This window comes from Roseburia sp. AM51-8 (genome assembly GCF_003478275.1).
Lineage (GTDB): Bacteria > Bacillota > Clostridia > Lachnospirales > Lachnospiraceae > Pararoseburia > Pararoseburia lenta.
Genome location: NZ_QUEY01000003.1, coordinates 281,632 through 295,458 on the forward strand (window position 1 = coordinate 281,632; position 13,827 = coordinate 295,458).

Below are 13,827 nucleotides of genomic sequence, written 5' to 3' on the forward strand. Positions count from 1 at the left end.
TTTTCGTATAAAATCATATTGTTTGTGAATTACATAGCATTTCCACAATTTCTCTTTTCTGCTCCATTCTGGGATGTACGTAGCGATCCATGGTGATTTTGATAGAACTATGCCCAAGTATTTCACTGACGCATTTATAATCACCGCCATTTTCAACACACCTTGTAGCAAATGTGTGTCTGAGGCAGTGGAAATTACGGTAGGGAATTTCTAGCCTATTCAAAATCTTTTCATATATAGAAGGTACTCTTATCTACACAGACCCAATTGATGAACTGTTTCATTGTGATATTAGGGAACTACCATACCGTTCCTTACGTTTCAAATGGCTACTTTCGCTATCTTGCATCACACTTCTTTTTCTCATAATTTATCACCAATATATTTTTGGTGATAAATTATTTATGTTTACAGACATAGGATTTGATACGATTTCCATTATTCATCCCTTTGCATCCGCAGCCGCAGATAGCCATATCGGAAGCCTGAATGACTATTCCTTTCAATCGGGACTGGGTGGTGGTTTATACACTCTGCTGATTTCCTATCTCAATCCAGCGCAAATATTGACCTATATTGTGCCATCAGCCCTGCTTCCCTATACATATATACTGAGTATGTATATTTCCACTATGCTTGCAGGTATTTACGGTTATCGCATTGGTAACGATTATACTGGGGCATACAATTACTATGAAGGTACAATCCTCTGGTGCTCCCTTCTGTCGATCATGATGCTGATTTTCTGTCTGTTCTTTCGGGGGACCCCTAAAAAACGCATCATTTTTTGCTATGCACTTTAACGCTGCTCTTTCCGATCGTCACAAAACTCTTTACGTTTGATGCAACCAAGCAGCGCTGGACTTTTGTCTATATCATAGTGCTAATCTGCCTATGTATTTATACATTAGATGATATTACAGAACATACCGACCATATTCCTCTCAAGCGCTGGCTGCTCATCAGCGATGTGATTATTTTACTTTTACTTACACTTGTATTTGGATTTGCCGTGACCGGACAGATAGAGATTAGCAAACATGCCTTTGTAAAGGTAATCTTTATCCTGTTTTTATACAATATGGTTTTTATCGCAATGGTCAAGAAAAGCCGGCAATTTGCAGCCCTCAGTTTATTGCTCGTGGTCTGCCTTGATATTGCACTAGAGACTTATCCGATTGCTAATACCAGAACCGCCATTATCAAGGAGAACTATGAAACATCTCTGTATAATGACGGGACAAAAGAGGCTGCTGCTGACATCCAAAGTAAAGACCTCGGGCTCTACCGTATCACCATGCACTTTCCCATGACGGTTACGATAAGCTGGGTCCTGAGCAGAAAGCATATGCTATGACTTCCGGCTTTTATCTGACAAAGTCTGAAAATGAGTCTGAGTTGCTCTCACAATATGCTACCATTGACACGTCTTCCCTTTGTGTAGAACAAGCTAATCTCGCATTGGAACAACTGCAAAAAGAATCCTTATATGATATATCCTATGTCGACCATGAACTAAGCGGAAAGATTAATAATACCGAGATAGCCGATGTCATGTTATGCCTCCCTATCTTTTATGATAATCGTTGGTCTACCTATATCGATGGGCAAAAAGTCACAGCATACAATATTAACGGTGGTTTGACAGGCATAAGCATCAGCCCCGGTGAGCATGATGTACGTTTGGCCTACAGTGACCCTATGATATATGTCAGCATCTGCATCAGCGAGCTTGCGCTCATGGGCATGGCTCTTTATCTTCTGCTATACCGCAAACGCAATTTTTCACGCAACGAACGCCAAAAACAGTACCGCTGCACAGCCGTTATTCTTATCCCTTGTATGATACTGGTGATTCTGCTTTATGAGCGACATACCGGGGAAGATAACAGTATTCGAAAGCGTCTTGCTTCCGGAGAAACGATCATCACACAATATGGCTATGACAGCACCACTGCAACGCAATTTAGTTTTTGGACGGTTGAAACAGCAGACTCCTTTTCCATCATTGACGGCGGTATACCAGCTATGGCTGACCTTGTTCGCACAGTTATAAAGGAACATAATAACCATGTGGATAATTGGATGATAATTGGATTATTACGCACCCACACACAGATCATATGGGAGCCTTTAATCGTATCATGCAGGATGACGCCGTCTCGATCACAATCGACCATCTGTATACAGTGGAATTTCCATTAGAAGTTTATGAACAGATTGCACGTGATGTTGACGATATTGACACCTACTATACTTTTTTAGATACCACGCAAACACTGGAGGATAAGAATATATTATCTGTCGAATATCTACACGAGGGAGACACCCTGCATCTGGGAGACAGCCAGTTGAAGGTATATAGCGAATACACGCCTGAGATTATAGAACGAAATCTTGATTTGCCGAACAGTAGTTCTCTCATTTTCAAAATATCCGGAAAAAAACAAAGTATGTTATTTTTTGCTGATTTTGAAGATGCCGAATTGGCTGACAAACTGTATGAAAAATACGGACACGAACTGGACGCCACCTATATTCAATTAGGACATCGCGGTAACAATGCACTTGCCCCATCCTACTATTTGAATTTGCATCCATCCGCCGTTTACGCAGATGCGCCTTATTTTTTATACACTGGGGAACAATATAAATGTAAGAATACATTAGCATATCTGAAAGATCACGATGTTGCTTGTTATACCTTCCACGGAGCACCACACCGGGTGTATGTGAGGTAACAGTATTCTTCACAAGAAGGGAAATAAAAAGTAAACTTGTTATTTCCCTTCTGTTATAATCACTATACAAATTTTCGTATTACGGGTATTCTTTTTAAAACAAATACTGTAATCCAACTCAGTGTCAATACAATTATTGAAATTACGGGCACAGATATTACTGCATTAAATGAAAACGTTGTAAAATTATGTTTCCATAATTCCAAAATCCAAAACATATGTACTAAATATATTCCCATAGAGCAATTTGCCATATTTTTAATCAGACGTGATGGTTCGGTAACCTCGAGATTGCGGAAACATGCATAAACAGCTACTGCATTCGCTGCTACAAAAATTGATGTATAGCGCATCCAATTTTCATTTGGTATCATATTAACCCTCGATAGAGTAACCGTAATATATATTTCTAATCCTAAAGCAATAACCCCTACTATATTCAAAATACGACAAGGTCTTTTAGGGAGATATATTTATCAATATAATGTCCCACAAGAAAATAAAAGACATATTTTCCAGATGACAACGTCATTTTTGAAATGTTATTACTCACAATTACAGGTATTGTGCCGGTAAGCATTGACAATGTGTCTATCCCTATTGTTATCATACCTATTATCAATAGTGTGTATACCATACTATTTTTCGAAGCAGAATTGGTATACACTTTTATAATTGGAACCAACAAATAAAAACCTATCGTCACATATAAAAACCACAAATGTGTCTGTGTTTCCCCTAGTAAAACATTTTTTATAGCAACTCTAATTGTAAATACATTGATATTTCCATCCAATGCATATACTTGATAAAACATAGCCCATACAAACAACACAATTATCATTTTGATAATATGGTTTTTAGCAAACTTCATGTACTCTAATTTTTTACTATCGTCTAAAAATAATGCTCCTGAGATCATAAAGAAACAAGGCACTGCCACACGACAAATTGCACTATATATTGTAAAAACTATCCAGCGGTTCGTTTCCACATAGCCATACCAATTATTGGCTGACACATGCAGAATAATAACTCCTATCATTAAAACCACTCTTAAATAATCAATATAATATTTTCTCATTTATACTCCTCTTCGTCCCTCTCGCACACCGTAATTGATATAATGCATATAATACGCTTTCCAGTCATTTCCATAAGCTCTCTGCAAATCTGCATAATTCGTGCAATAAGTCTGCACGGAAAATCCTGCGCAGGCTCTTCGTCCTTCCTGCATTCCATGGTTTACAAAATGCTGTAATACTGCTACATCATCATTGCCGTATGCTCTATATACATCCGGATTGTTAGCAACATAATAAGAAAAATCATAGACCGCGGCATAATTGACACTTCTATAGACGGTTGTCCCTCCCTGTAAAGTCGTACAGCCAGTAGCCACACGCCCTTCTTTTCTTCCATAATTGATGTAGTGCGTATAGTAGGATTTCAAATCGTTTCCATAAGCTCCTCGCAGATCCGCATATTGCAAACGGTAAGAATTTACGTCAAAACTGCTTTTCGCCTGTCGTCCCTCTTTCATCCCATAGTTTACAAAATGCTGCAAGACAGCCAGATCGTCATAGCCGTATGCCGTCTTGATGTCTGCATACTTGTTCACATAATACTGATAATCATAGACCGCACTATAATCTACACCGCCCAAGACCGTCACGGCACCTTGCAAAGTCGTGCATCCGATGCCGCTTCGTCCTTCTTTTGCTCCATAATTGACATAATGCATATAATAAGATTTCAGATCCGCTCCATAGGCTCTGCGCAGATCTGCATACTGCAAACGATATGATGTCACATTAAAACCACTCTTTGCCTGTCGTCCCTCTGCCATGCCATAATTGATAAAATGCTGCAACAGGCTATTACAGTCATAACCATATGCCTGCTTCAGATCGCCATAAGTATCTGCATAGTAATATGGATCAAAGATTCTACTATAATCAGTGCCATTATGCACCGCCGTATAGGCGCGATTTTGTGCGCCACTATTACTTGTGCCGCCCGATGATGAACCACCGCTCGTTGTTCCATTATCTGACGAGGTATCTTCCTTACCATAGTCATACTTACACTCCGGACGATTGACCGTACTCCAGAAAGTCTCCGGTACATGTGACCGGTTATTTTTCCGCAAAGTCTCATCACTTACATTGTAATATGCCAAAGTGCCGGATGTATCCGCCCACGTCGGATCTACAGCATACCAATAATTTCCTATATGGATCTGATTCCATTCGTGCGTTGCGCTTGTCACAATGATCGTTTCAATTCCTGCTCCATTGCACAATAATTCAAATGCTTCTGCATAGCCGGCGCATACACTCTGTCCTCTCATAAAAACGCTATAACAAGACTGATTATAGGATGCACCATCCTTATATATCGTATTGGTTATCACCAATTCATGTGCCTTATACTCCTTGTCCAAAACGCTTGCCTGCGCATTGACCTGACTCATCCAGTTACCGATCACACTCTGAAACTGGTCGGTATAATTCTGGCGCGTTGCACCATCTACAAATTCGTCATAGACATCAACATAGATCGTTCCTGCATTCTCCACACCGGCATAATATTCCCTGACATAATCCTCACCATCCAGGAAATAAAATTGCGGATTAGAATTAACAAAGGCAATCGTTGTATTGATTGCCTCTGTGTCTGTCAAGCCGCTATATGACACCCCTTGTGTATATTCACGGCTTGCGTTCATGACAGCAGTCTTTCCATTGATATCCCCTGTCCCTGTCAGATATGCCATACACATCTGATAGAGACCATCATAAAGTTTCTTCTGACTCGCTGTCATTTGGTTGTAATAATAATCTGAGCCATACTTTGCCCAGTAACTGCTGCCTGCATTTCTGGTATAACTCGGCTCATATACATCGGTGTACTCTGAAACGATCTGTTCTGTGACTTGCGGTGCATGGTATCCCTCTGCATTTGCTATTTCATTCGCCGCATAAACCGGCAATGTCTCCAGCGCTGACACGGTCACAAATACCGCACTACATAATACCAGTAACAGTTTCTTCATTCGTTTCATAGGTTTTCTCCTCACTTACTATCGCACACCGCTTCTTCCTTCATTCTGTCCATAAGATATGTAATGCATATAATATGCCGGTAAATTATCACCGTACGCAGACTGCAAGTCCGCATATCTGCTTCGATAAGACTGCACTGCAAACGTTTCCTTTGCGCATCTGCCTTCTTTCATTCCATAATTAAGAAAATGCTGCAAAACTGCCACATCGTCATTGCCAAAGGCTTTTTTCACATCCGCATTATTTGCCACATAATAGTAATAATCATACACCGCGGAATAATCTACACCATTATGTATTGTTGTGGCTCCCTGTACCGTCGTGCAGCCCGTTGCAACACGACCTTCCTTTTTGCCGTATCTCATATAATGCTCATAATAGGACTTCAACTGTCCGCCATAAGCATTGCGCAGGTCCACATATTGCAGGCGATAGGATGTCGCGTTAAAGTTGCTGCTTGCCTGCCGTCCCTCATTCATGCCATAGTTGACAAAATGTTGCAGAACTGCAATATCATCATTTGATCCATAGGCATTTTTCACATCTGCATTATTTGCAAGGTAATAATCACAATTATAAACGGATGCATAATCCACGCCATTGTACTGTGTCACATATCCCTGTCGGGAAGTACAGCCGGTTCCTTTTCTATTTTCACGATATCCATATTTCAGATAATGTTCATAGTATTTCGATAGGTCATTGCCATACGCCTGACGCAAATCTGCATATTGCAGTTTATAAGAGTTGACATTAAACGTTGCACAGCCCTGCCGTCCTTCATTCATACCATAAACCGCAAAATGCGTACAATACTTCTTTAAATCATCGCCATATACCGCAGCCAGATCCGGATTGTTCTTCTTATAATATGTAATATCAAAGATCGGGCTTGCGATACGCCCCTCTGCCAGACCATAATTCAGGAAATGGTCAAGCAATGCCTTTTCATCATATCCATAGACCGCTTGCAGATCGGCATAATTATTGTAGTAATATGACGCATCAAAAGCCGCAGAATAATCCTCCTTGGACAAGCCATAATAATTCGCAATACCTGCGGCATCTGCCAGACCAAGTTGCTGCAATCCACTTTCATTTCCCAGGAAACGCTGGATATCTCCGGCATTTGTCAGATAAGCATGCTCTACGATGATACCCAGAAATCCCAACAATTTACTGTTGTGGTTCACACTATAATAGTCCGTCACACTTCCATCCGGATAGGTGCTTCCATCGTTTGAATTGCGGATCTTGACTCCCGCGTTTGACAGACCGATCCACTGTAATACATTGGCTATGCTCTGTGACAGTGAATGGCTCTCCGCACTCAGATCCGGTCGGTAGCCGCTATTTTGTGCATACACTTCCACACCGGATGTCGCCGCTGACTGTGAGACATTCAGATGCAGGCTGATATAAACATCTGCCCCCATATTAGAAGCCCACACCATACGATAGTAATTATCCATGGTAGATGAAGTTCCGGGATTCGGACATGCATTTGATGATCTGGTCAAATACACATCCACGCCTTGATATTGCTCCAACTCCGCTTTACAATACTGGGCAATCTTTAATGTCAGTTCTTCCTCTTTCAAACCGGAACGGGATGCCCCATGATGTGTACTATCATGTCCCGCATCCAAGACAACTGTCAGTCGTCCCGTATTTGCATATTTTTTGATAGCTGCCTTTTGCAACGCCCAGTCAGCATCACCAAATGCTTCTTCCAACTCCTTGCGCATCTGCGCTGTCGTAGAGTCATCACCCTCTTTTGCATAGACCACGCTTCCTGTCGGCACATACAAGCAAGTGCACATAACAAGAGCAAGCAGTATCGTTATTAGTCTTTTTAAGAATTTATCTTTCATTGTCTCTTCTTTTCTAGTCCTTAAATTCCGCTTCTGCCTTCTTTTTTACCGAAGTTCATATAATGCAGATAGTAACTTTTCAGATCATTTCCATATGCGCTTTGTAAATCCGCATAGTTTCCACGATATGCCCCTACATTGAAATCTGCTTTCGCCTGACGCCCCTCTTTCATTCCATAATTAACAAAATGAGCAAGTACTGCCTGGTCATCATTTCCATAAGCATTCTTTATATCGCTGCTATTTGATACATAGTAGTAGTAATCATACACAGCAGAATAATCTACGCCATTATAGACGGTCGTAGCTCCCTGCACAGTGGTACAACCGGTCCCTTTTCGTCCCTCTTTTGCTCCATAATTCATATAATGCAAATAGTAGTTCTTAAGGTTGCTGCCATATGCATTTCGTAGATCCACATACTGTAAGCGATAAGAGCTTGCATTGAAAGTGGATTTTGCCTGTCTGCCTTCTTTCATACCATAATTGACAAAGTGTGCAAGCACTGCGTTTTCATCATCTCCATAGGCTTTTTTTACATCGACATTATTATTTACATAATAGTTGTAATCATAAACACTGGCGTAATTAATGCCATTATAGACCGTTGTTGCATTTTGCAGCGCCGTACAACCGGTTCCCTTTCGTCCCTCTTTCTGCCCATATTTGACGTAATGCAAATAGTAATTCTTCCAGTTCTTACCATATGCACTACGAAGATCCGCATACTGTAAGCGATAAGACGATACATTGAATGAGGCAATCGCCTGACGTCCTTCGGCCATACCATAATTCACAAAATGCTTCAAAATTGTTGCATCATCCGTACCTAATGCATTTTTCACGTCGACATTGTGCTCCAAGTAGTAGTAATAGTTATATACGCCGGAATAATCAATGCCATTATAGACCGTTGTCGGTCCCTGCATCGTAGTACAACCGGTTCCCTTACGTCCTTCTGCCTTTCCATAAAGCATGTAGTGCTGATAATATAGTGGCCAGTTCGTACCATAAGCATATCGAAGATCTCCATATTGCAGATAATAAGATTTTGGATCAAAGGTTGCGCAACCCTGTCTACCCTCTGCCATGCCATAATTTTTAAAGTGACTCAAAAGAGCCCCTGCATCACTTCCTACTGCACTTACGACATCTGCATTGTGTTCTGCATAATATGTAGCATCAAAGACAGCCGAATAGTCCTGCCCGCTGATGGTTCCATCATCATACCAATAGTCTAAATCTACATAGCCAGTGATGCCTGGTACCGTTCCTTGTGAAGAGAATTGGAAGAAATCATATGGCTGTGCATAAGAAGAAGAAACCCACCATGCATAGTCTGTAACCTGCGGTCTCATATAGTTTGCTAACCAGACACGTCCGTTCACTGCTAGTGATGCTCCATCAAAATAATTTTCTAAAGTTGATTTATTGGCATATAAAGCTCCGGTATAACCATTCACTGCGCATTGATTCATAAATGCATTTGCTACAGCGGTTCTTTGTGCTGCATTCTGTCCTGAATTATATAGGCGACATTCACCTCGATATCGTGACGGGCACCATTCATAATCCATGCAGATTGGAAGTGTAATATTATACATATAGATCAGTCCGGCTACATAGTTAGCCTCTTCTCTCGCCTCAGCCTCTGTAACAGCCTCCGACCAGAAATAAACGCCTACACGAAGTCCTGCCGCAAGCGCTCCCTCGATATTCTTCTTGTAACATTTGTCTGTATAAAAAGAGCCATCGTTATAACGTCCACCAACTTTAACAATAACAAATTCGACCCCGGAATTCTTTACTGCACTCCAGTCAATCGTACCCCGATCGTTCTGCCAATGTGACACATCAATTCCTTTACGAATGGCAGTATATCCTTCACGAGGATTCCCTTTTGTATAACCCATGACACTTGAGGACTCATCATCATAAAATCCCTCATCTACCTGTCCTGACATACGGTAGTCGTTACCGTCAAAATGTGCCACGGCTGCCTTGGTTTCCAAAGTGCCAGCCTGTCCCAGGAGTGTTGTCATAACCATTGCGCATAACAATACTGCTGCCATGATCCTTTTTCTTATTGCTTTTTTCATTTCTTCCTCTTTTCTATGCATTGTTTAACAAAGTATCTAATGCTGCCTCTGCTGATATTTCCGGAATTATAATTCCCTTATCATACTTCTTCAATCTTTCCGCAGGTGCTCCCAGATCAAACGCCGCTACTTTCATCCCCATCTTGATAGCCTCCTCTGTAGTATAGGAGAATGTTTCCGGCCATATCGACGCAATGAAAACAATATCCACTTGATATTCTTTCATCAGTTCTGGTAATTCATCTCGGGAATATTTTCCATGGATAAGCAAATGCTCATTAGCAGAAGTACTCAAATTCGGACCTATCACAACAATTCTTGCATTTAATCCCTGTTCTTCTATCAGTTCCGCCATCCGAATAAGTATCTCAGAGCCCTTGCTAGGCATCATATTCCCAACATATCCTATCGTAATGAGATCTGATGTCTTATCTATCTTCTCCACAGGTTCTATATAGTCCACTTGATGCGGAACCACTTCATAATGTATATCCGGATAACATTGTTCATAGTAAGATTTTGTATTTTCTGAGAAAGTGATCACATGATCACACTGGGATAAAAATTCCGCCCAGATACTTCTCCAAGAAGCAATGGAATCGTATTCCAAATTCATTTTATTCGTGTTGTTGTGATAACACTTCTCACATTCTTCCAAATTGGCTGGTAGGAAACAATGTTTTTGTTGGTCATTTAACAAATAAATACTCGGGCACACCGGATAGAAATCATGGCACAACATGGTAATTTCTGTTTTAAAATTCTTCTTTAAACCAATAATAAATTGCTGAACTTGAGCAATATGCTCATATGCCACTAATTCATTTATCATTACCTGTTGGACTTGATGTCCCGTCAAAATGGAACATGTATCCTCCAACTGATCTACACGGAATGTTGCCTCATATTCATCATAATAAACAACCATTTGCAAACCTACATCTGCATTATCCACAATGCGCATAACAGCAGTGTTATGATCCAACATTGACTGGATGCGATTTTCCATATACTTGCCTGCGCCACCGCCCCAATCATGGTCTAGCACAACAATGAACTGTTCAACGTTATCTTGAATCATACGCATTTTAACATATTCTCGCACCTGACAATTCGGATCCATCGCACAATAAATATCTACATCCTTTTTGTATGTAGGATAACGTTTTTCCAAAATAGCTGAGTTTCTTTCAATATAACGTTTCTTATCCTCACTCAGAAAACTTCCTCCGTGTTTATGCCACACGAATAAGTTTTCCACTTGAACATTATGATACCCTGCACGGATTGCTCTCTGGCACCAATCGTTTTCCTCCCCATATCCCTTATAAAAAGTATCCGCATCTAAGTTGCCAATTTCATCAATCACTTTACGGTTCATTCCCATGCAAAATCCTACACCTGTTGGCATTTCAACATAGTGCGGCTGAACCATCCGAAAATATCGATCTATCTCGCTCTCACTTTTGTCCATAAAAATATGGTTATTTTCACAGAAATTTGGAAATGAACAAATTGTTCCACTATTGGTAAAAGGTGTTGTAGATGCCACTTCATCACTATTCCAAATTGGCAGCATCAATCTTTCCAACCATTGATCCGGCAGCATCACATCTGTATTTACAAGAACAACATGATGGGATGTCTGTGCCAAGGCACGATTAACACTTTGCACGAATCCCAGATTTTCCTCATTTTCCAGCAATACGACATTTTCTCTGCTCTTGGCATACTCACTTAAATACGGCAATACACGTTCATCCGGACTACAATCGTTGACCACATATAATTTGTATGGCACCGCCGTCTTCTCAATTCCGGCAAACATATTTTCCAAAAACTCATATCCGTTATAAACAGGAACAATCAAGTCAACAAACGCATCCTGTGGTATACATATATTTTCTGTATATGTCTCCACAAATTTCTCTACAAATTTATTGTAAGAATAATCTTTTCTCTTTTGTATACAAATTCCTGCTTCTTTTGTATTAGCATTGACATCCGTTATAAATACGCGATTTTTCTGTTCTCCCTGTGTATACTCCAAGAACACGCAGGCATACTCGTTCGTAGAAAATTCTACCTCCTGTGAAAATCCACAATAAGGATCCGACAGATTATGCGAATTAGCAACATCTGTTCGCTGTACTAACTTTAATCCCACACTATCTTCATAATGGAGGGAATTCACTACCAATCGGACTTTATCTATTGACTGTTTATGCGAAAAAATCCAGCCACGAATATAAAGTCTATTCCCCACTTGGGAAATAGTATCCACATTATACTCTACTCCATCCTCCTCATAGGATTGCCCTACCCGAGGATAAAACCAGGTTTCTTTACATTGTTCCTGTTTTGATAAGGTACAAAGTAACTTTCTTTCCTTGCCTGCCTCCTTAGCATATTGTAAAAATACATCCGTTGTGTCCGCAGATTCATATGCTAGGGTAAATTCAAAGGCTGTCTTTGTTCCTACAGATAACGAAAAAACATCTACAATATCTTTTCGAAACGTTAGTGGCACTTCAATCACTTGTTCCCTCTGCGGCTGACTCAGTATAATCTGGATCTGCTTTAAATCCATCTGCGTAGAAAAGATCCATCCCTTTACCGACATTTTTCCGTCATCATTCACCAATGAATCAATATGATATATCACCGCATCTTGTTTTTCTGTTGTATTGAATTTGCTTTTGATGTTTGTCCAAAAACTCATTTTACCTTCTCCACTTTAACCTGTGAATTCATGTCATAAAAACCAACTGTATTTTTTTCGGAAATGACCGTAATATTGATCAAATCGTACAATCGATGATATACCACAAACTCTCCCTCTCGATACCCGGTACAACTGATGGATAATAAATATTCTCCTCCTTGTAAATTCATCTCCTGCGTAAAGGTACAAGTATATATATCCCCCGGATAAACTACATCTACATTCTTGTTTTCGTACATGGTATTAGTTCCCGTAATGGCTGTTCCATGCACATTTTTGAATGTAAATGTAAAAATCGGATTCTGTATCTTTTCCTCAAATTTCACTTTTGAAGTAATAGAAAAAGTCGTACCTTTTTCTATCGCGTCCGTTATGAGACCACTCTCATCTCGCACTGCAAAGTCAATAATATGTGCCATGCCATTACCATATTCATCCAATGACGGATTGATTTCATAATGGCTTTTCCATGAGGCACTATTATCCGTTTGTTCATTTGTAATACTATAATCCTGCGATTCCGAAACAGATTCTGTAATCGTCTCATTGACAGTCTGCTGTACTTGCTCATCCAGTTGATTCACCAACAATTTTTTATACAGACCTATCATTTCTTTCGGACTACCTTCAGCCTGCTTCTGCCCATGGTTTAATAAGATAACACGATCACAATACTTTGCCACACTTCCCAAATCATGACTTACAAATAAAATCGTCTTACCCATCTTTTTAAACTCCTCAAACTTGTGATAACATTTTGCCTGAAAGAAAACATCACCGACAGATAATGCCTCATCTACTATAAGGATTTCCGGCTCAATATTGATTGCTACCGCAAATGCTAATCTGACAAACATACCACTGGAATATGTCTTAACTGGCTGATATACAAAATCACCAATGTCTGCAAATGCCAAAATATCATCCATTTTCTTATCGATTTCTTCTCGCGAGAACCCAATCATAGTTCCATTGAGATATATGTTTTCTATGCCGGTGTACTCCATGTTAAAACCTGCACCCAGTTCAAGAAGGGCAGAGATACGCCCATTGATCTCCACTTCACCTTCTGTTGGATTTAATACACCTGTGATAATCTTTAATATGGTTGATTTTCCTGCACCATTCGTACCAATAATGCCGACACATTCTCCCGTCTTTACATCGATATTCAGATTATGAAGGCATAATGCTCATGGTATCTAGGCGTTTTTGATAAGCCAAATGCATCAATCAATCGATCCTTGTTGCGATCATATAGTTTATACATTTTGCTTACATTCTTTACTCGAATTGCATACTCTTCCATTTTTTCAACCT

The 13,827-nt window shown here is 40.1% G+C and carries 11 protein-coding genes and 1 pseudogene; 4 read left to right on the plus strand and 8 right to left on the minus strand.

All coding sequences use genetic code 11. From position 1 onward, the window contains the following. Positions 1–13: 13 nt before the first annotated feature. A complete protein-coding gene (locus tag DW996_RS08140; protein WP_118535389.1) occupies positions 14–253 on the minus strand; it encodes a tyrosine-type recombinase/integrase in 240 nt (79 codons plus the stop codon). A 151-nt stretch (positions 254–404) separates the two neighbouring features. On the opposite strand from DW996_RS08140, the gene DW996_RS08145 reads away from it, so the two are divergent. From DW996_RS08145 to DW996_RS08160, 4 genes are read left to right on the plus strand one after another with little or no spacing between them, the layout of a single operon-like run. Beyond that, on the plus strand, positions 405–803 hold the full coding sequence (locus tag DW996_RS08145; RefSeq protein WP_118535390.1) for a hypothetical protein: 399 nt from the start codon (positions 405–407) through the stop codon (positions 801–803). Continuing rightward, on the plus strand, positions 788–1,357 hold the full coding sequence (locus tag DW996_RS08150; protein ID WP_118535391.1) for a YfhO family protein: 570 nt from the start codon (positions 788–790) through the stop codon (positions 1,355–1,357). The genes DW996_RS08145 and DW996_RS08150 overlap by 16 nt, the downstream gene beginning before the upstream one ends. Continuing rightward, positions 1,354–2,205 carry a YfhO family protein gene (locus DW996_RS08155; protein WP_118535392.1) on the plus strand — a complete coding sequence of 284 codons (852 nt, stop codon included), beginning with the start codon at positions 1,354–1,356 and terminating at the stop codon, positions 2,203–2,205. Before DW996_RS08150 ends, DW996_RS08155 begins: the two co-directional genes overlap by 4 nt. Next, positions 2,190–2,741, plus strand: a complete 552-nt coding sequence (locus DW996_RS08160; protein ID WP_147403545.1) for a hypothetical protein — start codon at positions 2,190–2,192, stop codon at positions 2,739–2,741. The genes DW996_RS08155 and DW996_RS08160 overlap by 16 nt, the downstream gene beginning before the upstream one ends. 62 nt (positions 2,742–2,803) lie before the next feature. On the opposite strand, the gene DW996_RS15040 is transcribed toward DW996_RS08160, so the two are convergent. From DW996_RS15040 to DW996_RS08190, 7 genes and pseudogenes are all read right to left on the minus strand, one after another. Further along, the gene (locus DW996_RS15040; protein WP_442969952.1) at positions 2,804–3,184 is read right to left on the minus strand and encodes a hypothetical protein; all 381 of its coding nucleotides are present in this window, start codon (positions 3,182–3,184) and stop codon (positions 2,804–2,806) included. Beyond that, positions 3,181–3,825: an acyltransferase gene (locus tag DW996_RS08165; protein WP_118535394.1), complete on the minus strand. Its 645-nt coding sequence runs from the start codon at positions 3,823–3,825 to the stop codon at positions 3,181–3,183. The genes DW996_RS15040 and DW996_RS08165 overlap by 4 nt, the downstream gene beginning before the upstream one ends. Then, positions 3,826–5,808, minus strand: coding sequence for a transglutaminase domain-containing protein (locus DW996_RS08170; protein ID WP_147403546.1), 1,983 nt, complete (start codon positions 5,806–5,808; stop codon positions 3,826–3,828). A gap of 18 nt (positions 5,809–5,826) precedes the next feature. Next, positions 5,827–7,683, minus strand: coding sequence for an N-acetylmuramoyl-L-alanine amidase (locus tag DW996_RS08175; RefSeq protein ID WP_118535396.1), 1,857 nt, complete (start codon positions 7,681–7,683; stop codon positions 5,827–5,829). A gap of 20 nt (positions 7,684–7,703) precedes the next feature. Then, the gene (locus tag DW996_RS08180) at positions 7,704–9,782 is read right to left on the minus strand and encodes a GH25 family lysozyme (RefSeq protein WP_158575279.1); all 2,079 of its coding nucleotides are present in this window, start codon (positions 9,780–9,782) and stop codon (positions 7,704–7,706) included. A gap of 13 nt (positions 9,783–9,795) precedes the next feature. Beyond that, positions 9,796–12,504 carry a glycosyltransferase gene (locus tag DW996_RS08185; RefSeq protein WP_118535398.1) on the minus strand — a complete coding sequence of 903 codons (2,709 nt, stop codon included), beginning with the start codon at positions 12,502–12,504 and terminating at the stop codon, positions 9,796–9,798. Then, positions 12,501–13,816: pseudogene (locus DW996_RS08190) on the minus strand (ABC transporter ATP-binding protein). Before DW996_RS08190 ends, DW996_RS08185 begins: the two are co-directional and overlap by 4 nt. Positions 13,817–13,827 lie beyond the last annotated feature (11 nt).

What these genes read in the sequence shown, in the direction of transcription:
- DW996_RS08145 (WP_118535390.1), top strand. Translation starts at nt 405, where the DNA reads ATGTTTACAGACATAGGATTTGATACGATTTCCATTATTCATCCCTTT.
- DW996_RS08155 (WP_118535392.1), top strand. Translation starts at nt 1,354, where the DNA reads ATGACTTCCGGCTTTTATCTGACAAAGTCTGAAAATGAGTCTGAGTTG.
- DW996_RS08165 (WP_118535394.1), bottom strand. Translation starts at nt 3,825, where the DNA reads ATGAGAAAATATTATATTGATTATTTAAGAGTGGTTTTAATGATAGGA.
- DW996_RS08170 (WP_147403546.1), bottom strand. Translation starts at nt 5,808, where the DNA reads ATGAAACGAATGAAGAAACTGTTACTGGTATTATGTAGTGCGGTATTT.
- DW996_RS08175 (WP_118535396.1), bottom strand. Translation starts at nt 7,683, where the DNA reads ATGAAAGATAAATTCTTAAAAAGACTAATAACGATACTGCTTGCTCTT.
- DW996_RS08180 (WP_158575279.1), bottom strand. Translation starts at nt 9,782, where the DNA reads ATGAAAAAAGCAATAAGAAAAAGGATCATGGCAGCAGTATTGTTATGC.
- DW996_RS08185 (WP_118535398.1), bottom strand. Translation starts at nt 12,504, where the DNA reads ATGAGTTTTTGGACAAACATCAAAAGCAAATTCAATACAACAGAAAAA.